The sequence below is a fragment of the Bacteroidota bacterium genome, from assembly GCA_016715945.1.
In the GTDB taxonomy this organism is placed as follows: domain Bacteria; phylum Bacteroidota; class Bacteroidia; order Bacteroidales; family F082; genus JALNZU01.
In genome coordinates this window covers 690869-714493 of sequence record JADJXJ010000001.1, presented here as the reverse complement: position 1 = coordinate 714493, position 23625 = coordinate 690869, and the positions used below count along the sequence as shown (strand labels likewise).

The following is a 23625-nucleotide window of genomic DNA, read 5'->3' as shown; positions in this document are numbered from 1 at the left end:
TTCACAGTGTGAATACTTTAACAATACAAAAGTAGTACTTTTAATGTTACCACCACAAAAAATAACACAACATTTACATGCTGATCAGCAATAATGGATTGAATCTAAATAAACCGCCTGCAATCGTTTGAAACAAAACATTGCAAATCATCGGACTACAGCGGAACCACCCAGGAAGTCAGCAGCCACAGCCCTGACTGGTATCTTGCATCGAACATGCGTTGTGCACGGTGTTGCAGCTCGAACTGCAGCCGGTGTTCGTTTGCGAACAGCCAGCCGACACCTATACCAGTCCTGTTGTCCAGGCGGAAGTTTTTTAGCTCCTCATCGGCACTCAAAAGCACTTCCGTACCAGCAATCAGGTACCATTCGCGAGGATCAATCCGATCGCCCGACAAAGGCCGCTCAGCAACGATGCGGTAACGTGCACGGTGCTGAAAGCGATCTTCATACACCCTTTGTTCGAGCCTGAACCGATGCGAAAAACCATACAAATCTACCGCATGCCGTTTGCTGAATTGCCAGATAAACCTCAGCTCGGTGGAGCGTTCGTTTTCCAATGGGTTCTCTATGCCATAAAGCAGGCCAAATGTCAGCCTCCTGCCACCAACCAGCCTTCGGTTGAGGTAAGCCTGTGCTTCGCCGAGAATGAGCTTCCCGGATTGCGATCCCGTATTATCTCCCAGCTGACCCAGGCTCACCCTTGTTACTAATTTTGAGCTCCACGACCACGAACCGGCAATATTGCCCGACAAGCTCACATCGGGTTCCCAAACCACAGGAGTTTGTCCGGTTGCGCCCGACATCAAGCCAAATATAATAGCCAGAAATAATGGGAAAACCTTGTGCATCAGTGCAAAATATGTGTGTCGGAATATGGCGCCACCTCCCGCCTTGACAGCAACCGGCCTTCTTCGTCAAATGTCAGCTCATAGGTAACCACAGGACTTCCGGCCTTTTTTACCTCAACCTCGAGCTCATACCTGATTACCACACCTTTGTGCCCGGGCTGAATCATTGTGGGTTCAAAGTCGCGACCATCCTGAATTGCCCAGGAATACTGCTGCTGCGCTTCCAGTATCCTGTAATGCTTTCCGAGCGATTCGAGTTCCGATCTCATAGTCTTGCCCATTTTGGAAATGAAACTTTTCAGTGGAAGGCTTTTCTCAAGGTCTTCAAAGCGACCATTTTTGTCAAACTCCATGCTCCAGCGGTGGCCCTTCCACTCAAATTTGGCCTCATAGGAAGTATCGGACTCATTAAATTCTTTGAAATAACGAACCAGGCTTATCTCGTTTTCGATGGCAGCGAGTTGGTTAATGGCTCTTTCCGGAAATACGCTACGGCTGATCCGCACTTCGCGCTCCATCTTGACCTGGTCAACCTGGGCAAATGTTGGCAGGATGAAAACACAACCCAAATTAATGACAATCAAAATAATTCGCATTCCTGTACTATATGTTGCAAATATACGCCTAATCATGTTTCACAAAAAAATCAGTTACGCTCTTGCATTTTTTAAGATTTGCCATAATTTTGGCCCGTCAAACAAGAACACTGACAATGCAAATGCACGTACATTTCTGGTGGTGGCACAGAAGTTTCTTCCGCTCGAGCTGAGGAATTGTACGGCCATTCAATAAATCAACGAAAAGGTCTGTCGTCCGCGGCAGACCTTTTCTGTTAAAAGTTAAATCCAACAACTATGAACTTAAAAGTCAGAATAGAAGAAGTTGCAGGCGACCTGACCACACCGGTCGGATTGTACATGGCGCTGCGCGACCGTTATCCATCGGCCCTGTTGTTCGAGAGCTCCGATTATCACTCCGCTTCCGACAGCTCCTCATTCATCTGTCTTGATCCATTGAGTAGCTTCAAAGTGATTGACAACGAGGCTATTATAGAATACCTAAAGGAAGTGAAAGCGCGCATCCCAATCAACAGAAGCAGCTTTGGGGAAGTATTCGTACAGTTTGCCACAAGCTTTGTCCCCGACACGACAGTGCCTGTGGGCGGATTGTACGGGTATATTGGCTACGACATGCTGCGATTTTTTGAGGATGTGGACCTCAACCTGCGCCATGAACCCGATTATGTGCATCCCGGCATGGTGATGAGTGTATATCGTTTTGTGCTGCACCTCAACCATTTCAACGATAGCCTGAGGATTTATGAGTTTATTCCCGATGGAGAAAGCTCTCAGCTTGAGGCCTTGCTGGCAGCCATGAGGATTCAACGCAACCTGTCGTTTCCTTTTGGCACAAGGGGCGATGTGACGAGCACATCCACCGATGAGGAATTTCTGGGGATGGTGCAGCAGGCCCGCAGGCATTGTTTCAGGGGCGATGTGTTTCAGCTGGTGGTTTCGAGGCGCTTTCAGGTGGACTATACAGGCGACGATTTTAATGTGTACAGGGCTTTGCGGCGCATCAACCCCTCCCCTTACCTTTTTTACCTCGATTACGGCTATTACCGGCTCTTCGGCAGCTCGCCCGAAAGCCAGCTACGCATCAGGGAGGGCAAAGCCATACTGAATCCCATTGCCGGAACCTACAGGCGTACCGGTCAGGCTGCGGCTGATGCTGCTCTGGCTGTAAAGCTCAGCAACGACCCCAAAGAAAACGCCGAACATGCCATGCTGGTCGATTTGGCGCGCAACGACCTGAGCCGAAGCTGCCGCGACGTGGAAGTGGAAACCCTGCGCGAAACCCAGTATTTCAGCCACGTGATTCACCTGGTTTCCAAAGTAAGCGGCACATTGCGCAATCCGGCCGACTGGTTCAGGGTGGTTGCCGATACTTTCCCGGCAGGTACCTTGTCGGGCGCACCCAAAGTGAGGGCCATGCAACTGATCGATGCCCTGGAACCCCACAGCAGGGGTTTTTATGGCGGAGCTGCCGGATTTGTGGGTTTCGATGGCCAGGTCAATCTGGCTATTCTCATCCGATCGTTCCTTTCCATTCGTCAACATCTTTATTTCCAGGCAGGTGCGGGCGTGGTCGCGACATCGGTGCCCGAAAACGAGCTTCAGGAAGTAAACAATAAACTGGCCGCACTAAGGCATGCCCTCGAAACCGCTTCAAAATCCTAAGCAATGAATGTTCTTGTATTCGATAATTACGACTCATTTACCTACAACATTGTACAGATAGTGGAGCAGCTCACCGGAAAGCTTCCCGTGGTTGCCCGAAACGACAAAATAAGTCTGGATGAAGTGGAGAACTACGACCGCATTATCCTCTCGCCTGGTCCAGGAATTCCCTCAGAATCAGGACTATTGATTCCATTGATCAAACGATATGCTGCTTCCAAACCCATGCTGGGCATTTGTTTAGGCCTGCAGGCCATGGCTGAGAGCTTTGGGGGCAAACTGATCAATCTGGGGCAGGTGTATCATGGGCTTGCAACAAATATCCATCGTACCACACCCGAAGAGCCTTTATTCGAAGGTATTCCTGAGCACTTTATGGCTGCAAGGTATCACTCATGGGTGGCCGATCGTGCGAGTCTACCCGAATGTTTTCTGGTTACTGCCGAAGATGACGACGGTTGGATCATGGCCATCCGGCACCGGACTTATGACCTGGCGGGACTACAGTTTCACCCGGAGTCTATCCTCACACCCTATGGAAAGAAAATTATAGAAAACTGGTTAAACCATTGAAATAATGAAACATACACTCGAAGCGCTGCTTAGTCACGAAAAACTTGGCTACAAAGAAGCCCGGGAAGTGCTCACAGCCCTCACCCGGAACGCCTTCAATCCTGCCCAGACCGCCAGTTTTATGACCGTATTTCTGATGCGGGGGGTGGAAGTGGAGGAGCTGAGCGGTTTCAGGGATGCCCTGCTCGACCTGTGTACCAAAGTCGAACTCGGCACCCACGAGTTCATTGATTTATGCGGCACCGGTGGCGATGCAAAAAACACTTTCAACATTTCGACGACGGCGTCCTTTGTTGTGGCTGCTGCCGGCTTCAAAGTGGCCAAACACGGAAACTACGGGGTGAGTTCGGTAAGCGGATCGTCGAACCTGCTAGAACACCTGGGGTATAAGTTTTCGGCCGACACCGCCAAACTGGCCACCGAGCTCGGGCAGACCAACATCTGCTTTATGCATGCCCTGCTTTTTCACCCTGCCATGAAATCGGTAGCCCCTGTGCGTAAAGAACTGGGCATCAAAACCTTTTTTAATATGCTTGGCCCAATGGTCAATCCTGCCAAACCAAAATACCAGCTCACCGGGGTGTTCAGCCTCGAACTTGCCAGGCTGTATCATTACATTTTTCAACAAGGCGAAACGGAATATTGCGTGGTGCACAGCCTGGATGGTTACGACGAATGTGCGCTTACTGATACCCTTAAAGCATTCAGCCGAAGAGGAGAAGAGTTGCTCGCACCGGCAAATTTTGGCATGCAGAAGCTCAGGCCGGAAGCGCTGTTTGGAGGTCAGGATACGGCAGCAAATGCAGCCATCTTCCTGAACATCTTGCAAAACAAAGCCTCAGAAGCTCAAAAACAGGTGGTGGTGGCCAATGCCGCCCTCGCCATCCGCACCATCAGCGGCATGGAGCTCTCCGATTGCATCATGCTGGCCAACGAAACACTCGAAAGCGGAAAAGCATACCAAACATTCAAAAAACTCATACAGCTACAGGCATGACAAACATCCTTCAAAAAATTGCCGAAACCAAGCGGGCCGAAGTGGACGAACGCCGGTCGCTCTATCCCGTAAAACTGCTCGAACGCAGTATTTATTTCGAAACCAGGCCGTTGTCATTAAAGAAGTACCTGTTGCGCGACGACCTGCATGGCATCATTGCGGAGTTCAAACGCAAATCGCCCTCAAAGGGAATGATAAATGAATTTGCAGATATTCAACGTGTTACATTAGGTTACATGCAGGCTGGCGCCTCTGCCCTCTCGGTGCTTACCGACAGCACCTATTTCGGAGGGAGCAACAAAGACCTCACTGAGGCCAGGCGGTTCAACTTCTGCCCCATCCTGCGAAAAGACTTTATCATAGATGAATACCAGGTGATCGAAGCCAAAAGCATTGGTGCCGATGCCATTCTCCTCATTGCTGCCCTGTTGTCAAAAGAAGAAATTGCAAAACTTGGAAGTCTTGCGGCCTCGCTGGGCTTGGAAATCCTATTGGAGATACACGAGGAGGAAGAGCTTGAAAAACTGCCTGACTTTGAAGTGATTGTGGGAGTAAACAACCGCAACCTCAAAAGCATGACCACCCATGTGGAGACCTCCTTCAGGCTGGCATCGCTTCTGCCCGCCGAACAGGTCAAAGTGGCCGAAAGCGGCATCAGCAATGCCTCCCAGATTGTCGCGCTGCGGCAGGCCGGCTACCGGGGATTTTTGATCGGGGAATATTTTATGCAACATACCAGGCCACATAATGCCTGCCGGAAACTCATCTCTGAGCTGCGAAATGCCTATGCCACTCAAGGTTAAAGTCTGCGGAATCACCCTTGCCGAACAACTGCTGGAGCTGAACCGGCCCGAAATAGATTACCTGGGCTTGATCTTTCATCCTTCGAGTCCGCGTTATGCAAGGCACATCAAATTGCCTGAGGTGGAGCTAAAACCCACGCTTACAGGCGTTTTTGTCAATAACGACATCCAAAGCATTCTTGCTACTGCCCAGAAGTTCAGCCTGGGTGCCGTACAATTGCATGGTCCCTACGAAGCCTCCGACTGTCATGAACTGAAGAAAGCCGGCCTGCAGGTGATCAAGGTTTTCCATCCTGAAGATGAGGGTTTTGCGCACACCGGGGCGTTCGAGGATTGCGCTGATTTTTTCCTTTTCGACTCAGGCAAAACAGGAAGCGGGGGCAGCGGAAAACAATTTGCCTGGGAAATGCTGGCCAGCTACAAAGGCAAGGTGCCGTTTTTTATCAGCGGAGGCATTGGGCCGGGAGATGCCGAAAGCATCAGGCAAATCCGCCATCCCCTTTTGGCTGGTGTGGACCTCAACAGCAGGTTTGAAACACAACCCGGCATAAAAGACATCAATCAACTCACTCACTTCATTAAACTCCTACTTCAATGAATAGCAACTATCAACCTGACGAACAGGGTTTTTATGGTGATTTTGGCGGAGCTTTCATCCCCGAAATGCTGTATCCGAATGTGGAAGAGCTCAGGCAAAACTACCTGCACATATTGGGTTCGGATGAGTTCAAGACCGAGTTTCATCGCCTGCTTGCCGACTATGTTGGCCGTCCGACCCCGCTTTATCTGGCCCCTAACCTATCGGAGCGCTACAAGACCAATGTATGGCTGAAGCGCGAAGACCTGGCCCACACGGGAGCACACAAAATCAACAACACTGTCGGGCAGGTGCTGCTTGCCCGGAAACTTGGCAAAAAGCGCATCATTGCCGAAACCGGAGCAGGACAACATGGGGTGGCCACAGCCACGGTGTGCGCACTGATGAACATGGAATGTATTGTGTTTATGGGCGAAACCGATATGCAGCGGCAGGCGCCCAATGTTGCCCGGATGCAGATGCTTGGAGCAGAGGTAAGGCCCGCTAAATCGGGAAGCCGCACCCTGAAAGATGCCACCAATGAGGCCATTCGCTATTGGATCAATCATCCGGACGACACCCATTACATTATCGGATCGGTGGTGGGGCCGCATCCCTATCCCGATCTGGTGGCCAGGCTGCAATCGGTGATTAGCAGCGAAATTTCCTCTCAATTGCTCAGCCACACCGGCCGTTCGAAACCTGATGCAGTTATCGCCTGCGTGGGCGGAGGAAGCAATGCAGCCGGAGCCTTTTATCATTTCATTGAATCGCCTGAAGTTCAACTTATCGGAGCCGAAGCAGCTGGAATGGGTGTGGACTCCGGGCTCACCGCAGCCTCACTGCACACCGGCAGCAGAGGCATCATCCATGGCAGCATGACCATGCTGATGCAGGACGAACAAGGCCAGATTACCGAACCACATTCCATCTCGGCCGGACTGGACTATCCCGGTATCGGACCCATGCACGCACATTTATTTTCCTCAGGACGTGCCACTTACCTTGCCATCACCGACCACGAAGCCCTTCAGGCAGCTTTTTTGCTCAGCCGGCTCGAAGGCATCATCCCTGCCCTGGAAACAGCCCATGCCCTGGCCGTGCTCGGGAAAGTCAGCTTTGGTGAAAACCAACTTGTGGTTATCAACCTTTCGGGACGTGGCGACAAAGACCTTTCAACTTACATGCAAAAAGCCGACAGCTATGCATCCGTTAGATAAACTATTCAATACCAGGCAGAAAGAGATTCTGAACATCTATTTCACCGCCGGCTATCCCAATCCGGAATCCACCGGCGACATCCTGCGTTTGCTGGAGCAACACGGGGCCGACATTGTCGAAGTCGGGCTGCCATTCAGCGATCCGCTGGCCGATGGCCCTGTGATTCAGCACAGCAGCATGGTGGCCCTGCAACAGGGAATTACCATCGACAAAATACTTGAACAGCTCAGCCAGGTGAATATTTCCATTCCCATAGTGCTCATGGGATACCTCAACCCTGTGCTGCAATATGGTTTCGAACGTTTTCTCCGCAACGCGGCCCGGGCCGGGGCATCTGCTGTTATTCTTCCCGACCTGCCTGCTGAGGTGTTTCGTGCCAAATACCAGGCCATGTATGAAACCTACGGCCTTTATCCGGTTTTTCTGGTGAGTCCGCAAACAAGCGACGAGCGCATCCGCATGCTCGACAGCCTGAGCCGGGGTTTTCTCTACGCCGTTTCAACCTCTTCAACCACTGGCAAAGACAAACAGTTTGGTGATTTCGAAGCAGCCTGGTTTCGGCGGTTGAACGGTTTGAAACTCAACAATCCCGTATTGGCCGGCTTTGGAATATCCGACAACCGTTCGCTCCGCTTTGTGTTTGATCACCTGCCGGGAGCGGTAGTAGGCAGCGCGCTGATCAGGCATCTCGACGCCAGCAAAAGCGACTACGGCATTCCATCTTTTATGAAACATTTGCTAAATCCTGAGTCATGATTCTTCAGATTGACAATAACACAGATCAGAAAACGCTTCAGCACATCATTGGGGTTTTGGCCCGTAATGGATTCAGCACCAGCGAGGTGCGCACCCAGTTTAACCATTACATTGTGGCCATTGGAAAGAAAGAAGTGGACATTCGCACCATTGGTCAGCTCGATGGTGTGCGCGACATCCACCGTGTGGATGATGCCTACAAGCTCGTTTCCCGCAAGTGGCGTGTGCATGACACAGTGATCGATCTCGGCCAGGGAGTGCAGATTGGTCGCCACAACCTGAGCATTGTGGCCGGTCCATGCAGCATCGAAAGCGAGGCACAGACACTTCAAACCATAAATCATTTGAAAGCCAACGGATTACGAATGATGCGCGGGGGCGTTTTCAAGCCCAGGACTTCGCCCTATGCATTCAGGGGAGTTGGACTGTCGGGCTTGAAACAGGTATCGGCCATGTGTCGGGAGCATGGGATGTTGTTCGTAACCGAGGTGATGCAGGTATCGCAGGTGGCCGAAATGTACGATTACGTGGATGTGTTTCAGGTAGGCACACGCAACGCGCAGAATTTCAGCCTTCTGGACGAGCTGGGAAAAGCCGGAAAGCCTGTAATGCTGAAACGGGGATTCTCGGGCACACTCGAAGAAATGCTTCAGGCGGCGGAATATGTGTTTTCGGCAGGCAACGAAAAGATTATCCTGTGCGAACGTGGCATCCGCACTTTCGAGACGGCATACCGCAACACGCTCGACCTCAATGCCATTCCAGTGCTTAAAGAAAAGAGTCACCTGCCCGTGTTCGTCGATCCTTCGCATGGGGTGGGTGTCAGGCAATATGTGGCACAGATGGCCCTGGCTGCCGTTATGGCAGGAGCCGACGGCGTATTGCTCGAAGTGCACAACTGCCCCGAAAGAGCCATGTCCGACGGGCAACAGACGCTCGATTATTCCGAAGCATCAAGGCTTTACACCCAACTCAGAGCTACCTGGGAACTTCGAAAACAATTTAATGGTGCTTACTAAACAACTGCTCAGGCACGTTGTTTGAAATATTCCCTCCACATCTTACTGCAATGAAACAACTGATCGAAAATGCCGGCCTCGACAAGATCTGGAAAGACTACCAGCAGATAATGCGACTTTTCGAGCGCATGCTCGACCACATAGGCGAGAAGGAAACCGCTGTGATGGTGCGTGAATTCCGATTCTCAGGGCCAAAAGGCGACCTGGCTTCGGAGGAAAAGCTTGTCCGCGCCACAGGTATGATATTTCAACTGCTCAACCTGGTGGAAGAAAACGCCGCTGTGCAATACCGCCGCAGATTGCAGGACGAGCTGGGTCGCGAAGCCATCCGGGGAAGCTGGGCCGAGACATTTCGCCGCTGGCGCGAACAAAACGTGGATACCGGGCATGCCCTGCAGATGCTCAGACAGGTTGAAGTAAGGCCCGTGCTCACCGCCCACCCTACTGAAGCCAAGCGTGTTACCGTGCTCGAGATACACCGCGAGCTATACCTCCTGCTGGTAAAGCTCGAAAACTCCATGTGGACAAAAACAGAGCGCGAAGAAATTGAAAATGAGATTATTGCACTACTGGAACGCTGGTGGCGAACCGGCGACATCTATCTCGAAAAACCCAGCGTGGCCGATGAGCGTCGCAACATCATGCACTACTTTACGGTGATTTTTCCTCAGGCCATGCAGCATACCGACCAGGCCCTCCGGCATGCCTGGCAGGAAGCAGGTTACCCGGCAGAAGCGCTCAAAGACTACCGCAACTATCCCCGATTGCAATTCGGAAGCTGGATCGGAGGCGACCGCGACGGCCATCCCCTTGTCACCTATGAGGTGACAATGGAAACCTTGCTCGAACACCGGCAAAAAGCGGGGTTGATGTTAATCAGTCAGCTGGAAAATCTGGCCGCCAGACTAAGCATCTCCAGACTTCACAATCCGGTTCCTGACAAGCTGAGCCGGGCCACCGAAAAGCTGACAAACCTGCTGGGGACAGCGGCTTCACCAATGCTCGAGCGCAACCCCTATGAGCCTTTCAGGCAAAATGTAAATCTGTTGTTGCTCAGGCTGAAGCATACCTTTATTTCAAGCGAAGAAAAAAGTTTTGCTTACCCCCATCCGGAGGAACTACTCGACGACCTGCAGGTGCTTCACGAAGCTTTGTGCGAAATGAATGCAGGCAACATTGCCGATACTTATGTGCTGCCGATACAGCGCCTGGTGAGCACCTTCGGTTTCCACCTTGCCAGGCTCGACATCCGGCAAAACAGTGCATGGCACGACAAAGCCTTCGGTCAGCTGCTGAAAGCTTCAGGTTTTGATGATTACGATTACAGCAACTGGCCGGAGGACAAACGCCTCGATTTTCTGCAAAGCGAACTGCAGCTCAGGCGTCCTTTCCTTTATCCCGGAACTCCTGCCGGGCCGGAAGCCGACGAACTGCTGCGCTGCTATCGCACCATTGCTGAACATGTTGAACAATATGGCAGCCAGGGTATTGGCAGCTTTATTGTGAGCATGACGCGCAGCCTCAGCGATTTGCTTCTGCCTTACCTTTTCATGCGTGAAGCCGGACTGGATCCCCGGCAGTTTATGGTTGTCCCCTTGTTCGAAACCATTGAAGACCTCGAAGCCGCCCCTGAAATACTCGACAGGTTCCTGTCGCATCCGCTGACGCAAAGCAATACCGGTGGTCAGGCCTGGCAGGAAGTGATGCTGGGTTATTCGGACAGCAACAAAGACGGAGGCATACTGGCCAGCAGATGGAACATCTACAAAGCCGAGCAGAAGCTAACCCAAATTGCTGACAAACATGGAGTTAAACTTATTTTCTTTCACGGCACAGGCGGAACCATCAGCCGTGGAGGAGGCAAGTACCACCGTTTTCTCGATAGCCTTCCTGCCGGCAGCCTGAGCGGTCGCATCAAGATCACTGTGCAAGGCGAAACCATCTCGCAGCAGTTTGCCAACCTGCTCAATGCCAGCTACAACCTCGAGATGCTTCTGGCAGGAACCGCCCGGCAGCTCACCCGCAATCCGGCGCATGAAAACTATCCTGAGCAATCTTTTGAACTTCTTGCCAGCCTTAGTCTGCAGCAATATCAGCGACTCATACACGACGAGGCGTTCGTGCCATTTTTCAGTCAGGCTACGCCCATTGATGTGCTCGAGATGAGCAAGATAGGCTCCCGGCCTGCTCGCCGTACCGGAAGAAGAACCATAGGTGACCTGCGGGCCATCCCCTGGGTTTTCAGCTGGCACCAGTCGCGCTTCAACCTCACCGGTTGGTTTGGATCGGGATTTGCCCTGAAAACCATTCGCGACAACCATCCCGAAACCTGGCAGGTGCTTCAGCAATATGCCACTGCATGGCCATTCCTGCACTACACCCTGATCCACATCGAAACCAATCTGCTCAATGCCGATGAGCATATCATGCGCAGCTATGCTGAGCTCTTCGACGACCAGCCGGCGCGCGAACGCATTCTGGGTTTGATTACCAGCGAAATGGAAGATGCCCGCAATCTGATCAACGAATTGCTCGGCGGCAATATGCTCAGCCGCAGGCGAAGCCAATTGGCCAATGTGGAGTGTCGAGGTCCGGCGCTGAGTCTGCTCAACCACCGTCAGATAGCTTTAATCAAAAAGTGGCGGGAGCTTAGGTCGCAACAGGCTAATGAGGCCGACAGGATGCTTCCCCTGCTGCTGATGCTCACCAACGCCTTATCGGGTGGGCTGAAACATACTGGCTGACAGGCTGTTCAGCGGCATTCCGTGGGACCAAAAACCCCGCCCAGCCTGATGGCTTCGGCTTTTTGTGTATGTACCCTGGCCGGCACCACGCTGAGCATAACACTCAGACTTTGGTTAACCAGGCCCAGTTGCTGATCGGTAAGTGGTGCGAGACGGATGAAATGAAAAGTGTTGCAGGGCAGAAAATAGGGTTCGCTCTCTATCAGGAGCAGTTTGCCTGTCATTGGCACGCTTATCTCGTCCGACCAGGGGGCTGCGCTAGTGCGGGCAAGCTGCACAGGCTTGCCTGATATGACTGCATCACCCTCAAAATCAAGTATCTCGAGTTGATTTCCTTTCGGCTGCAACCACAAATTGAAAAAACCATCCGAAGCCAGGTAGATCTTGCCCGACCTCATCGTCCATGTGCCTGTTTTAAGTGACCAGGGCAATTCCTTATTAGGCCGGTTGAAGTAATAAAAGGTGGAATCGTCGAATAGAACCAGTCCGGTGTGCTGGGTTTCGTGTGGCGAAAATTGCACCTCCACTCCCCAGAAACCTGTAAGCGTGCCGTGGCGTCCACATGCAGTCAACAACAATGATAACAGACTCAGATACAGAAGGATGCGAATATCTCTCATTGCTTAATAGAGTTTATAGTTTTTCTTCCGCTTATTTTTTATTTCCCTGTCGTTTTTATCAGCGGCGGTCTTGTGCCCGAAGGCCCTGAAGAGATAATACACTATGGGCAGCAAAGTAATTATAAGCGCAAACGGCAACACCCACATCATGGCTGAAGCATCGCCTGAGATAGCTGAGTGCACTGTGCCCCAGGTGATTGCTCCGAATAGTATCACCATGGATAGTTTCAGCATGCGCAACATGCGGGTGGCCAGGCGATAATGAAACTCCGCATTTTCGGCAGTAATTTTCACCGGATAGTTGAAAATGTGCGGGCTTCGGTTGAGCACAGTCAACATGATGTAAACCACAGCAAGAATGGCCGGTGAGAAAAAAATTGTTGCACGCCCACCCCAGCCATCCGGCCTTCCGCTGATATCGAAATGAACAGGTATGGTTTCGGGCAGCATGGTCCAAGATACCAGACTGTAGATCACGAGTGCAAGGAGCAGCACGAGTGCGCTGATTTCGAGGATAATATCACTTTTGGTAAGTTGAATACGGATGCGTGGGCGATCGTTGGCCATGGTTGAACGAGTTTTAGGAATACTAAATTACACCAGTCAGGCTTGCCGGAGCACCAAAATCATCATTAAACCTCATTTTTCGCCCGGTTCGTCGCAAAAAAGAAAAAAATGATTTACGTACCCATGGGATAAAGCTAATTTTGGTGCGAATATTTCCTGCCATGAAAACCATACATCAGCTTTTGATCGCTGTTTTTTCGGTATTTTGCTTTTATACCTCTGATGCACAGGTAAATACTGAAGGCATGGTTACTTTTCAGGTGACAACCGTCAGCGACGGTGGCACCTATGCCCCCCGACATGTGCTGGCAATCTGGATCAAAGATGGTGCCGGCAATTTTGTGAAAAGCCGCAAGGTGATGGCAGGGGTACGCAAGCAGCATCTGGTTAAATGGGTAGCAAGTTCGAACAACAACAGCACCGATGCCATCACCGGTGCAACGCTCAACCAGCACACCTCGCATACCATTAGCTGGGACTGCCGTAACCTTCAGGGTGAAGTGGTTCCCGATGGCGCCTATGAGGTTTGGATAGAATACACCAGCCGCAATTCGGCGAGCAATGGCATCGCAGGTCCGTTTTTTTCATTTGCATTCAACAAAGGTTCAACACCCCTGAACATTACTATCCCTGATCAGACGTATTTTAAGAACATGTCGCTAACCTATTCAGCCTCAGCAGTCAACATCCAGGACGTTGAAGCCGCAGGCGGCATTCCGGTACGTTTTTTTAATGAGGCGAACAAAAGTCGTCTGAGCTTTACGCTTGCCCATTCCAGCCCTGTGCATTTGGCAGTATATGATCTACAGGGAAGGCGCGTGCTCGAGCTATGTGAAAAGCAACTGGAAGCAGGGGAGCACATTTACGACATTGACCATTCCCAACTGCCGGAAGGCATCATGATTGTCCGGCTCTGGACACCTGAGGGCGTGGCCGGACGGAAATTTCAGGTTACTGCCCGCTGACCCCACAATTCATTCTGTCTTTTCTTCGCTCACCATTATGCCAGACTCATAGATGCGCCTCAGGATGAGTCTGCCTTGCGGGTCGTAATGTTCCTCAGGTCCGTGTTTCAGGTTGTCTTTGTAAGTTATGATGCGATGTGTCTGGCCGTTGGGATGCCAGGCTTTTTGAACACCTGCACCCATTTTAAACTCCCCTTTGCCAATGATCATGCCATCCGGGGAATAATATAACCAGCTGCCATCCATCATCCCCTCGTGGTATGCACCTTCGGCAAACAGGGCGCCATCGTCGTAATACCTCCGGTAGGGGCCATGGAGAACATCGTTGCGATAATATTCTTCAAGCACCAGGCGGCCCGCGATACTGTAATGCTGCATCAGGCTGTCGAGCTGATCTTCTTTATACCACGAAACGCTCTGCAGTACGCCGTTTTCGTAAAAGCGCTCCTGTTTCCCGTGCAATTTGCCGCGATTGTAATGCGTTCGCATCATGGGATTGCCATTGGCAAAATACCACTCACTTAAACCATGCAGTACGCCATCTTCGTAGCGCAGCACCGAACTGAGCTTTCCGTTTTCGTGGTAAGATTTTTTCACATTGCTGTTGCACGATATCCCTACGAGCAATGTTGCTGAAATCATCAAATTGAACAGGATATTCCGGCGCATCAGTTGTCAGCGATTCATCTCAAGGGGTTCGAAGCGGTAGTCGCGCACACGGCTGATATTCCAGTTTTGGTTTTCGAAACCATTTTCCTCGCCTGTGCGGACAAAACGGAAGCTATTGGTCATCAGCCGGATATGAAAGTCGGGCAAACAAGGAAGAAATGCATTGCCATGGCGCATCAGCATCTGCAGAAAATACCAGCCAGTATCGAATCCTTCAAAGGCATAACTATTGGGTTCGATGCCAAATCGTTCGCGGTATTGCCAGACGAAAAACCTGACCCAGTGATCGTTATAATCTACAAAGGTGGCATCGGTATAATGGAGGTTAAGCCGCACCAGGTGTTCAGTGAATAAGTTATCGAACCTCCGCCAGTCGGGCAGACCCACCAGCTGGATGTTGTATTGGTCGGCCACCTGATTGAGCCGGTTGAGTACTTCCATGGCATAAGCCCGGTCGTCGGAATAGACGACCACGATATTGTTTCGCCAGGTATCAGCCATTTCCCTGAAACGTCCCAGGTCGTTGCGGTCGAAAGCCATGCGCTGAACCTTGCGCTCAAGCCGGGTGCTGTCCCACGATCTGGCACGCAGCTCAGCAAGGTCGATATATTTTCCGCCTGCATTGATGAAAGCCGGCCCGGAGCTTCTGGCCGACAAGGCCCTCAGGATGTCGGCATTGGCCACCCTGGGTCGGCTGGCAATGTGTTGTTCGAAAGCCCTGACCACCTGTTCGGCTTCGGCCTGGTTGCGGCCCGGGGCATGCAGTACAATAACGCCAGCCTCAGGATAAGTGTTTGTAAGCGTGATTGCCAGCTGGTTGAAAAGTGACGATTGATCAGGCCTGAGTTTAATCACATATGGATTGCCTTCGACCACCTGCCTGCGCAAGGTGACAGGATTGATGATCGGGATTTGGTTCGACCGGGCAAAAGAGGCAACCTGTTCGAAAGCCTGACTGAAAAACGGGCCAATGATCAGCTGGCTCTGGCGAAGTCGTGGATCGGCAAGGGCACGTTGCACCGTCGCTGTGCTCTGATCTACATCGAGCACCAGCAATTCCGTTTTCAGGCCGAAGTTTGTGGCAAGCGAATCGGCAGCGACCAGAAATCCCTGATAAAATTGTGCAAAGCTCAGCCCGCGGGGTGCCTCACTGGCAGGATTGCGCCCGTTAAAACCCAGGCTGGTAGAAACTTCGTTAAGGTAGAGAGGCAAAAGCAAAGCTACCCGGTACACCTTTTGCTCGTTGCTCCTGTCAGGAAGGCAACCTACAACGGGATCTGGCTGTTGTTCAGCAATATCGTCTGAATGCAACACCTCCTTTTCCTTTTTTGCCTGGGGATGAGGCATCAGAGGTTCCGGATGTTTTACAACTGCCCTGGCTTCAGAAGGTTTGGTCTGAAGTGGTATTTTTACCTCCTGTTTTGGAAACACATTTTTGCCGATGGAGGGATTGGCTTGCTGGAGTTCCTCGGTGGTCAGGCCGTAGTCTCTTGCCAGTTGCCTGGTTCTCTGCTGTTTATCTACCTGATGGATCAGGTACGACTGAATTATTTTTTTTTTGGGAACCCTGATCTGCTGACCGGTTGCCAAGGATTCTGTAAGTCCCGGGTTAAATCGCTTAAGCTCTTCGATGGTCACCCCATAATTCCGGCTGATCCGGAAGAGGGTTTCTCCCCGCGCAACCGTATGAATCACGATCTCATCCGCTTCAACATTCTGTTGCACAGCAGATTGTGGAATTGCCGATGATGGCAAAAGCAACACCTGACCTACCTGAATATTTTCGGTCAGGCCAGGGTTGGCCTGCTGAAGCTGGGCAACGGTGAGGTTGTAATTGCGGGCAATGCTGTAGAGTGTTTCCTGTGGACGGACGATGTGCCTTTCAGGTCTGGTTTGTTCCACTGCATTCGAGGGCACGGATTCGGGCATCAGCGGCCGCGACTGGGGCACGTTTGTTTGTGCTGCCTGGGCAGTATTTCCTGCATTCGGCTGGGGCTGAGAGGACGATTGTCTGGGTGGGGTTGCAGGTGTTGTTTGAGCCTGAGTGGATGTTTGCCGCTGTGCCGGCGAAGTGGATGCGGCGGGCTCGGTCTGTCCGGCAGCGCTGGTGTTGGCGGCATTCACCAGGTCGCGGCGCGTCGGGCCGCTTTGCTGTCCGGGTGTGTTGTAGGGATCGAATCCGCTACGGCGCAGCTGGGCTGATTCGGTGACAGGTGGCCTGCGGTCTTTGCGCAAAATCGGTATCAGGATATAATCGCCCTCGCGAAAAGGCTCGCTCCTGCTGGGGTTGGCATCCCGGATGCGTTTCTCAGGCACAGTGTACACCGAGGCCACATAAGCAAAAGTCTCGTTTTTGCCAGCTACGTGATAGATGTATTCAAACTCATCAGCCTCACCTGTGGCCTGGGCCTGCCTCGTGCTGCCCTGAGCCTGAGCCGGGGCAGCCGTTGCACCTGAAGCCGGAATCCGGATCACCTGATTCACGCGAAGCCCGCGACGGGCATCGGGATTGTTCAGCAAAATGGCTTCTACCGTCACCCCGTAGGCTTTGGCAATGCTGTAAAGGGTTTGCTGCGCTTCGACGGTGTGCAGATAATATGCTTTTCCTTCGTAAGTCTCAATGGTTTGCGACACCTGCACCGGCACCTGGGCCATGGCGATGCCTGCCATCGACAAAAAGGCTATCAGTATGATCCACAAGTATTTAATCCGTCTTTCCATGGCCTTGGTTGTGTTACTCCCACTCGATGGTTGCCGGAGGTTTCGAACTGATGTCATAGACCACCCTGTTTACGCCCCTGACCTTGTTGATGATGTCGTTCGACACTTTGGCCAGAAACTCATAAGGCAGATGCGACCAGTCGGCTGTCATGCCATCGGTTGAGTTGACTGCCCTCAAAGCTACAACATTTTCATATGTGCGTTCATCCCCCATTACCCCGACGGATTGCACAGGCAGCAGGATAACGCCTGCCTGCCACACTTTGTTGTAAAGCCCGTGATCGTGCAAAGCCTGCACATAGATCTCGTCAACTTCCTGCAGGATGCGAACTTTTTCGGGGGTTACTTCGCCCAGAATGCGGATACCAAGGCCTGGCCCGGGAAAGGGGTGCCTGTCGATGATGAGCGGGGGCAATCCAAGCGCACGCCCGATGACACGCACTTCATCTTTGAAGAGGGTCTTGAGCGGTTCAACCACCTTAAGCTTCATAAAGTCGGGCAACCCCCCCACATTGTGATGCGACTTGATGGTGGCCGAGGGGCCTTTGACCGAAACCGACTCAATCACATCAGGGTAAATGGTGCCTTGGGCCAGCCATTTCACGTCTTCTATGCGATGGGCTTCTTCGTCGAAAATTTCTATAAACAGGTTGCCGATTATCTTTCGTTTCTGTTCCGGGTCGGTCACTCCGGCAAGGCGATCAAGAAAGCGCTCCCCTGCCCTGACGCCCCTGACGTTGAGGCCGAGATGCAGGTAGGAATCGAGCACTTTTTCGAACTCGTTTTTTCGCAGTAAGCCATTGTCCACGAATATGCAATAGAGGTTGTGGCCGATGGCTTTGTGCAGCAGCATTGCGGCCACCGAGCTGTCCACCCCTCCGCTGAGCCCGAGCACAACCTTATCGTCCTGAAGGGTATTTTTAAGCCACTGGGTTGTGTCGTCGATAAACGAGGCTGGTGTCCAGTCCTGGCTGCAACCGCAAATGTACACCACAAAATTTTTCAGCAGCTTCATACCCTCGGTGGAGTGGTACACTTCGGGGTGAAACTGGATGCCAAATGTAGGTTCACCTTTGACTGAGAAACCTGCCACTTCGACATCTGCGGTACTGGCCACCACTTCAAAGCTGTCCGGCAGTTGCAGGATGGTATCGCCATGCGACATCCAGACCTGAGAATTCAGGCTGATGTCCGCCATCAGCGGCGAATCGTGCCGGATGTGTTTCAGGTTTGCACGGCCGTATTCGCGAATCGCAGAAGCTTCAACCGTTCCTCCGCTTTCGTGGGCCAGAAGCTGTGCACCGTAGCAAACACCCAGCAGAGGAACCCGACCACGAATGGCCGGAAGCGGCGAAGGTTGCAAAAGACCGTCGCGCACCGAATATGGACTGCCCGACAAAATGACACCTTTAACATTTGGCGTGAGCTCGGGATAATGATTGAAGGGATGAATCTCGCAATAGACATTCAACTCCCTCACCCTGCGGGCGATAAGCTGTGTGTATTGTGATCCGAAATCGAGGATAAGGATGGTTTCGTGCGTCATGAAGCCAGGCACTGTTGATGTTGCAAAATAACTCAAAAATTCGACAGCATTGGAAAGCTCTCACCAAAGTGCGCTGAAAATAAGCCTTCTCATTCCAGCATAACTTTCGTAAATTTGTCCGTCACATGTAATTCTTAACCAAAACCTCCCTATGGAGCAACCTTCAGCCAGGGCTAAAAAGAGCCTGTTCGACCGTTTTTTGCATTTTGTGGAAGTTGGGGGCAATGCCCTGCCCCATCCTGCAAGCATTTTTGGTTTGCTTGCACTGAGCGTGCTGTTTTTTTCGTGGCTGGGATTCATCCAAGGTTGGTCAGCCACACATCCTGCAACGGGCGAAACGGTCACTGTGGTCAATCTGTTGTCGCGCGAAGGCATCCACCGTATTTTTCTTGATCTGGTGGACAACTACACCAGCTTTGCGCCTCTGGGGATAGTAATGGTAGCCCTACTGGGTATTGGTATGGCTGAGGGTAGCGGGTTAATCAGCGCAGCCATCAGGCTGCTGGTGCTCAAGGCTCCGCGCAGGCTGATTACCTTTGTGATTGTGACTGCAGGCATCCTGTCCAACACTGCTTCCGACCTGGGTTATGTGCTGATCATTCCACTTGCAGGCGTGGTGTTCCACGCTTTGGGCAGGCACCCTATCGCCGGAATGGCTGCAGCCTTTGCCGGTGTTTCGGGAGGTTTCAGCGCCAACCTGTTCATAGGCACCATCGATCCTTTGCTGGCCGGACTTAGCACCGAGTCGGCCAGAATCCTCGACGAGACTTATTACGTCCTGCCCACTGCCAATTATTACTTCATGGCAGCATCTACCTTTATTATCGCAATACTTGCCACATGGATTACCCATGCTGTGGTTGAGCCACGTCTTGGAAAATATCAGGGTGATGTGATGCCTGAGCCCATCAATCCGCTCACCGACCTGGAACGCAAAGGGCTTCGCCGGGTGGTGTGGCTCTCGCTGGCATGGCTGGTGCTTATATTGATTACCACTATACCAGCAAATGGTTTTTTCCGGGGGCCGGACAATTCCATCCTCAGGTCGCCATTACTCAAGGGTTTTATTGCGCTTTTGTTTTTTGCCGCCGGCAGTCTGGGCATCGTTTATGGCGCCACCACAGGCAAATACAAACGTGATGCGGATGTGATCAAAGGCATGACCGAAAGTTTTAAAAGTCTGGCAGCTTTCATGGTGCTGGTGTTTTTTGCTGCACAATTTGTGGCATGGTTCCGCTGGAGCCACCTGGGCCTCATCATTGCCATCCGTGGGGCTGAGGTGCTGCACCAACTCAATCTGGGCATGGTTCCGCTGCTGATTATGTTCGTTTTGCTTTCCGGTTTTATCAACCTCTTTATGGGCAGTGCCTCCGCCAAATGGGCCATCCTCGGTCCGGTTTTTATACCTATGTTCATGTTGCTCGGCTACAGCCCCGAACTGTCGCAGGCCGTATTCAGGGTAGGCGACAGCGTGACCAACATCATCTCGCCAATGATGAGCTTCTTTGCCCTGATTATCGTTTATTTCGAAAAGTACGACCCCAGGGCCGGCATTGGCACCCTGATATCCACCATGTTGCCTTATTCTTTGTGGTTTTTTGTGGTCTGGACCGCTTTTCTTGTGCTCTGGGCACTCCTGGGAATCCCACTCGGTCCGGGCGCCCCGATCTATTATCCCTAATGGCATCTTGGTTCAAAATCGCGTAACTTAGCCTGACCAAATCAAAGGTCATGCCCGCAAAATCAAGCACACGAAAAAGGAGACAGCAGCGACTAAGCAGCAAAACAAGTCAGCCTGCGCTCAAAAATCTGCTGATGGTTTTGGTAGCCCTGATCAGCCTGGCTATCATCGCCTTCGCTGCCAGCCATGTGTATTTCCGTCTCAACAAAAAGCATGAAAGCCTGCCTGTGATCCCGCACGAACAGCCCAATGTCATCGAAGACACAACTTCCGGCCTGGCCGAACCAGACACCGCAGCGAACGAAGGCGCAACTCCTGAAAACAACCGAAAGCCAAAAATCACAACCGAACCCGCTTTGGCAGGCACCTGGGTGAGCAACAGCAGCAGCGCCATGATTACTTTCAGCAACAACACCTACACCCTCGAAATGCCCTCGGTCGAAGAAACCCAGCTCATCTCGGGTAGCTTTGCCATACAGGACGGTGTGCTGGTACTGAAAACCAGTTCCGGACCAGCAGCCTGCAACAATACGACCGGGCGCTACACCTACATGCTTAAAGAAGACGACCTCAGGTTAAAACTTCAATCCGACGGTTGCAGGCTTCGTTCCATGCAACTGAATTCCAGCTTTTTCCGTTTATATTGATATTATTTTCAGGCAGTTCAGCTTTGCTCTGAAACAAGTTTAAGATTTCATTAACGAATACCAAAAGCTTGGTATGTTCGTGCATGGCATGGTTGCGGAATTTTGTTCGTGAAAAAAGACCAAAACCATGCATAAAAAAATTCTTTCCCTGATCTTTTCTTTACTCATCGCTTTCTTAGTTCAGGCAACCAACAATGGATGTCCGGAAATACGCGGCCGGGTGACCCATAAAGGCAGTGGTGTGCCATATGCCACAGTATTGATTCCTGGAACTTCAACCGGTACAACAGCCGACCACGATGGTTACTGGGAATTGAAAGGGTTGGCCGCAGAACGGGTTCGCTTACGTTTTCAAAGCGTTGGATATGAGTCATATGAAGTGGATATAGATTGCAGAAGCGCACAAAGTTTTTTAAACATCGAGCTGAATGCTTTACGTTTCGGGCTTGATGAGGTGGTCGTAACGGCTTCGCGCTATGAGATGTCAAGGTCGGAAGCCCCAATGATAGTCAATGTGCTCCGTAGCGAACAGCTGCAGGCAAGTGGCGGAGTCTGTTTGTCCGACGGGCTTTCGCTGAGTCCGGGTTTGCGTGTAGAAAACAACTGCCAGAATTGCGGCTTTCAGCAGGTACGTATCAATGGGCTGGAGGGGCCATATTCGCAAATCCTCATTGATAGCCGTCCGGTAATCAGCGCATTGAGTGGTGTTTATGGCATTGAACAATTCCCTCTGAACATGATTGACCGGGTGGAAGTTGTAAGGGGTGGAGGTTCCGCTCTTTATGGCTCGAATGCCATAGCCGGGACGATCAACATCATCACACGCGAACCGCTTCAGAACCAGTTGAATATGAATTCGACCTATTCCCTGATCAACGGTGAAGCGGCTGACCGCAACCTAGGTTTTCATCTGACCCTGGTGGAAAGTGAACACAAATCAGGTGTGAGCATATTTGCAAACAAACGGAAGCGGGATTACTGGGATGCCAATGGGGATGGATTTTCGGAGCTGGGACTGATTGATGCCGGCAGCGCCGGTATGCGGTCGTACTACAAGACGGGAAAAAACTCGAAAATCACGGCTGTTTATCATTATATAGATGAGTTCAGACGGGGAGGCAACAAGTTCGACTTCGAACCCCATGAAACCGATATCACCGAACAAACCGATCATAAAATACATGGTGGCGAGGTGGTTTTTGACCTGCTGAAGCCCAACGGGCAAGGCAAATGGTCGGTGTATGCATCAGGACAGCATATCCGTCGTAAATCCTATTACGGTGCCGGGCAAGACCCGAATGCATACGGAAACACCAGAGATCTTACGCTTGTGGGCGGGACCCAGGTGTTCAGAATGTACAAGATAAACCAAAGTTTACCTTTGAACATTGTGGCTGGAGCCGAGTGGCAACAAAACCATATGCACGACCAGATGCCAGGCTATAACCGTGATTTACAACAACATGTAAGGATCGCCGGTATCTACGGACAAGCTGAGTTACGAATGAAAAAGTTCAGCATTCTGGGAGGCATGCGCTCCGATTGGCACAACCTGATATCATCAGCCATACTGAGCCCCCGCTTTACCCTGCTCGTGAATCCTGACGGAAAAACCCAATGGCGAAGTAGTTTCTCCACCGGATTCCGCGCCCCGCAGGCATTTGACGAAGATCTGCATATCATTGCGGTCAACGGCGGTGTGATGCTCATCAAACTGAATCCTAACCTGAGGCCGGAATTTTCGCAAAGTCTGAGCACCTCGCTGGAAACCAATGCAAAACTTGGCGATGTGCCCGTGAACGCAGTTGTCGAACTTTTTTACACCCATCTTGACGATGTATTTGTGCTCGAAACCATAGAAACTGATGACAACGGCAATATGATTGTTGAACGCCGCAATGGGAGTGGCGCCAGGGTTTTGGGTGTGAATCTTGAACAAAGATTGCTGGTTGGACCTAAGACCAGTCTGCAGGCAGGATTCACATGGCAAACAAGCCGGTACGAAATACCCGAGACCTGGAGCGAAGACCCGGAAGCAGAAAAACTCAAAAAGCTGCCAAAGTCTCCGGATGTTTATGGCTATGCCAATCTGACACAAGACATTAGTGGAAGATTGACCGCGCAGCTGAGCTCGAAATTTACTGGTCCGATGACAGTATTGCACTATGCTGGTTATATCCCCCAGGATTGTCTGAAGACCTCACCCTCATTTCTCGAATTGGACCTCAAATTAACCTATAACCTGGCCTTGCCAAATCAGTGGCTTATGAAATGCCATGCAGGTGTCCGCAATCTTCTGAACAGTTTCCAGAAAGATTTTGACCTTGGGATGATGCGCGATGCCGGTTATATGTACGGCCCAATGAAGCCCCGCACTTTTTTTGCAGGCCTGAGCATCAGCACCAGTCGCTGAGATTAGCGTCGCAGT

20 protein-coding genes are annotated in these 23625 nt (G+C 51.5%); 13 read left to right on the top strand and 7 right to left on the bottom strand.

Features of this window, described 5'->3' with window-relative positions:
• Positions 1-155 precede the first annotated feature (155 nt).
• Positions 156-851 (bottom strand): DUF2490 domain-containing protein, encoded by a 696-nt coding sequence (locus tag IPM52_02605; protein ID MBK9290512.1) that lies wholly within the window; start codon positions 849-851, stop codon positions 156-158.
• Complete coding sequence (locus tag IPM52_02600; protein MBK9290511.1) at positions 851-1447, bottom strand: hypothetical protein; 597 nt, start codon at positions 1445-1447, stop codon at positions 851-853. Before IPM52_02600 ends, IPM52_02605 begins: the two co-directional genes overlap by 1 nt.
• A gap of 258 nt (positions 1448-1705) precedes the next feature.
• Here IPM52_02600 and IPM52_02595 point away from each other — a divergent pair, with 258 nt between their 5' ends.
• Genes IPM52_02595 through IPM52_02555 form a run of 9 tightly spaced genes read left to right on the top strand, consistent with a single transcriptional unit; the run spans position 1706 to position 11781 of the window.
• Complete coding sequence (locus IPM52_02595; GenBank protein ID MBK9290510.1) at positions 1706-3091, top strand: anthranilate synthase component I family protein; 1386 nt, start codon at positions 1706-1708, stop codon at positions 3089-3091.
• 3 nt (positions 3092-3094) lie between these two features.
• Positions 3095-3664, top strand: coding sequence for an aminodeoxychorismate/anthranilate synthase component II (locus IPM52_02590; GenBank protein ID MBK9290509.1), 570 nt, complete (start codon positions 3095-3097; stop codon positions 3662-3664).
• 4 nt (positions 3665-3668) lie between these two features.
• Positions 3669-4661, top strand: coding sequence for an anthranilate phosphoribosyltransferase (trpD, locus tag IPM52_02585; GenBank protein MBK9290508.1), 993 nt, complete (start codon positions 3669-3671; stop codon positions 4659-4661).
• A complete protein-coding gene (trpC, locus tag IPM52_02580) occupies positions 4658-5464 on the top strand; it encodes an indole-3-glycerol phosphate synthase TrpC (protein MBK9290507.1) in 807 nt (268 codons plus the stop codon). Before trpD ends, trpC begins: the two co-directional genes overlap by 4 nt.
• On the top strand, positions 5448-6062 hold the full coding sequence (locus tag IPM52_02575) for a phosphoribosylanthranilate isomerase (GenBank protein ID MBK9290506.1): 615 nt from the start codon (positions 5448-5450) through the stop codon (positions 6060-6062). Before trpC ends, IPM52_02575 begins: the two co-directional genes overlap by 17 nt.
• Complete coding sequence (gene trpB / locus IPM52_02570) at positions 6059-7261, top strand: tryptophan synthase subunit beta (protein ID MBK9290505.1); 1203 nt, start codon at positions 6059-6061, stop codon at positions 7259-7261. Before IPM52_02575 ends, trpB begins: the two co-directional genes overlap by 4 nt.
• Complete coding sequence (locus tag IPM52_02565) at positions 7245-8018, top strand: tryptophan synthase subunit alpha (GenBank protein MBK9290504.1); 774 nt, start codon at positions 7245-7247, stop codon at positions 8016-8018. Before trpB ends, IPM52_02565 begins: the two co-directional genes overlap by 17 nt.
• The gene (gene aroF, locus IPM52_02560) at positions 8015-9037 is read left to right on the top strand and encodes a 3-deoxy-7-phosphoheptulonate synthase (protein ID MBK9290503.1); all 1023 of its coding nucleotides are present in this window, start codon (positions 8015-8017) and stop codon (positions 9035-9037) included. Before IPM52_02565 ends, aroF begins: the two co-directional genes overlap by 4 nt.
• Positions 9038-9087: 50 nt before the next feature.
• Positions 9088-11781 (top strand): phosphoenolpyruvate carboxylase, encoded by a 2694-nt coding sequence (locus IPM52_02555; GenBank protein ID MBK9290502.1) that lies wholly within the window; start codon positions 9088-9090, stop codon positions 11779-11781.
• Positions 11782-11789: 8 nt separating this feature from the next.
• Here the strand turns inward: IPM52_02555 and IPM52_02550 are convergent, their stop codons facing one another.
• Positions 11790-12401 (bottom strand): hypothetical protein, encoded by a 612-nt coding sequence (locus tag IPM52_02550; GenBank protein ID MBK9290501.1) that lies wholly within the window; start codon positions 12399-12401, stop codon positions 11790-11792.
• Between the two features lie 3 nt (positions 12402-12404).
• Entirely contained in the window at positions 12405-12968 is a 564-nt protein-coding gene (locus tag IPM52_02545) for a DUF1648 domain-containing protein (protein MBK9290500.1), read from the bottom strand.
• Positions 12969-13129: 161 nt separating this feature from the next.
• Here IPM52_02545 and IPM52_02540 point away from each other — a divergent pair, with 161 nt between their 5' ends.
• Complete coding sequence (locus tag IPM52_02540) at positions 13130-13933, top strand: DUF2271 domain-containing protein (protein ID MBK9290499.1); 804 nt, start codon at positions 13130-13132, stop codon at positions 13931-13933.
• A gap of 9 nt (positions 13934-13942) precedes the next feature.
• On the opposite strand, the gene IPM52_02535 is transcribed toward IPM52_02540, so the two are convergent.
• The 3 genes from IPM52_02535 to guaA are packed head-to-tail and all read right to left on the bottom strand — an operon-like array spanning position 13943 to position 18869.
• Positions 13943-14575, bottom strand: a complete 633-nt coding sequence (locus IPM52_02535; protein ID MBK9290498.1) for a toxin-antitoxin system YwqK family antitoxin — start codon at positions 14573-14575, stop codon at positions 13943-13945.
• A gap of 33 nt (positions 14576-14608) precedes the next feature.
• Positions 14609-17323 (bottom strand): LysM peptidoglycan-binding domain-containing protein, encoded by a 2715-nt coding sequence (locus tag IPM52_02530; protein ID MBK9290497.1) that lies wholly within the window; start codon positions 17321-17323, stop codon positions 14609-14611.
• Positions 17324-17336: 13 nt separating this feature from the next.
• Positions 17337-18869: a glutamine-hydrolyzing GMP synthase gene (guaA, locus tag IPM52_02525; GenBank protein ID MBK9290496.1), complete on the bottom strand. Its 1533-nt coding sequence runs from the start codon at positions 18867-18869 to the stop codon at positions 17337-17339.
• A 151-nt stretch (positions 18870-19020) separates the two neighbouring features.
• On the opposite strand from guaA, the gene IPM52_02520 reads away from it, so the two are divergent.
• From IPM52_02520 to IPM52_02510, 3 genes are all read left to right on the top strand, one after another.
• Positions 19021-20550: an AbgT family transporter gene (locus tag IPM52_02520; GenBank protein ID MBK9290495.1), complete on the top strand. Its 1530-nt coding sequence runs from the start codon at positions 19021-19023 to the stop codon at positions 20548-20550.
• 50 nt (positions 20551-20600) lie between these two features.
• Positions 20601-21197 (top strand): hypothetical protein, encoded by a 597-nt coding sequence (locus tag IPM52_02515; GenBank protein MBK9290494.1) that lies wholly within the window; start codon positions 20601-20603, stop codon positions 21195-21197.
• Between the two features lie 127 nt (positions 21198-21324).
• Positions 21325-23610 carry a TonB-dependent receptor gene (locus IPM52_02510; protein MBK9290493.1) on the top strand — a complete coding sequence of 762 codons (2286 nt, stop codon included), beginning with the start codon at positions 21325-21327 and terminating at the stop codon, positions 23608-23610.
• The last annotated feature ends 15 nt before the right edge of the window (positions 23611-23625 follow it).

Coding starts and splice junctions, on each gene's coding strand:
- IPM52_02605 (MBK9290512.1), bottom strand. CDS start 851: ATGCACAAGGTTTTCCCATTATTTCTGGCTATTATATTTGGCTTGATG.
- IPM52_02600 (MBK9290511.1), bottom strand. CDS start 1,447: ATGCGAATTATTTTGATTGTCATTAATTTGGGTTGTGTTTTCATCCTG.
- IPM52_02595 (MBK9290510.1), top strand. CDS start 1,706: ATGAACTTAAAAGTCAGAATAGAAGAAGTTGCAGGCGACCTGACCACA.
- IPM52_02590 (MBK9290509.1), top strand. CDS start 3,095: ATGAATGTTCTTGTATTCGATAATTACGACTCATTTACCTACAACATT.
- trpD (MBK9290508.1), top strand. CDS start 3,669: ATGAAACATACACTCGAAGCGCTGCTTAGTCACGAAAAACTTGGCTAC.
- trpC (MBK9290507.1), top strand. CDS start 4,658: ATGACAAACATCCTTCAAAAAATTGCCGAAACCAAGCGGGCCGAAGTG.
- IPM52_02575 (MBK9290506.1), top strand. CDS start 5,448: ATGCCACTCAAGGTTAAAGTCTGCGGAATCACCCTTGCCGAACAACTG.
- trpB (MBK9290505.1), top strand. CDS start 6,059: ATGAATAGCAACTATCAACCTGACGAACAGGGTTTTTATGGTGATTTT.
- IPM52_02565 (MBK9290504.1), top strand. CDS start 7,245: ATGCATCCGTTAGATAAACTATTCAATACCAGGCAGAAAGAGATTCTG.
- aroF (MBK9290503.1), top strand. CDS start 8,015: ATGATTCTTCAGATTGACAATAACACAGATCAGAAAACGCTTCAGCAC.
- IPM52_02555 (MBK9290502.1), top strand. CDS start 9,088: ATGAAACAACTGATCGAAAATGCCGGCCTCGACAAGATCTGGAAAGAC.
- IPM52_02550 (MBK9290501.1), bottom strand. CDS start 12,401: ATGAGAGATATTCGCATCCTTCTGTATCTGAGTCTGTTATCATTGTTG.
- IPM52_02545 (MBK9290500.1), bottom strand. CDS start 12,968: ATGGCCAACGATCGCCCACGCATCCGTATTCAACTTACCAAAAGTGAT.
- IPM52_02540 (MBK9290499.1), top strand. CDS start 13,130: ATGAAAACCATACATCAGCTTTTGATCGCTGTTTTTTCGGTATTTTGC.
- IPM52_02535 (MBK9290498.1), bottom strand. CDS start 14,575: ATGATTTCAGCAACATTGCTCGTAGGGATATCGTGCAACAGCAATGTG.
- IPM52_02530 (MBK9290497.1), bottom strand. CDS start 17,323: ATGGAAAGACGGATTAAATACTTGTGGATCATACTGATAGCCTTTTTG.
- guaA (MBK9290496.1), bottom strand. CDS start 18,869: ATGACGCACGAAACCATCCTTATCCTCGATTTCGGATCACAATACACA.
- IPM52_02520 (MBK9290495.1), top strand. CDS start 19,021: ATGGAGCAACCTTCAGCCAGGGCTAAAAAGAGCCTGTTCGACCGTTTT.
- IPM52_02515 (MBK9290494.1), top strand. CDS start 20,601: ATGCCCGCAAAATCAAGCACACGAAAAAGGAGACAGCAGCGACTAAGC.
- IPM52_02510 (MBK9290493.1), top strand. CDS start 21,325: ATGCATAAAAAAATTCTTTCCCTGATCTTTTCTTTACTCATCGCTTTC.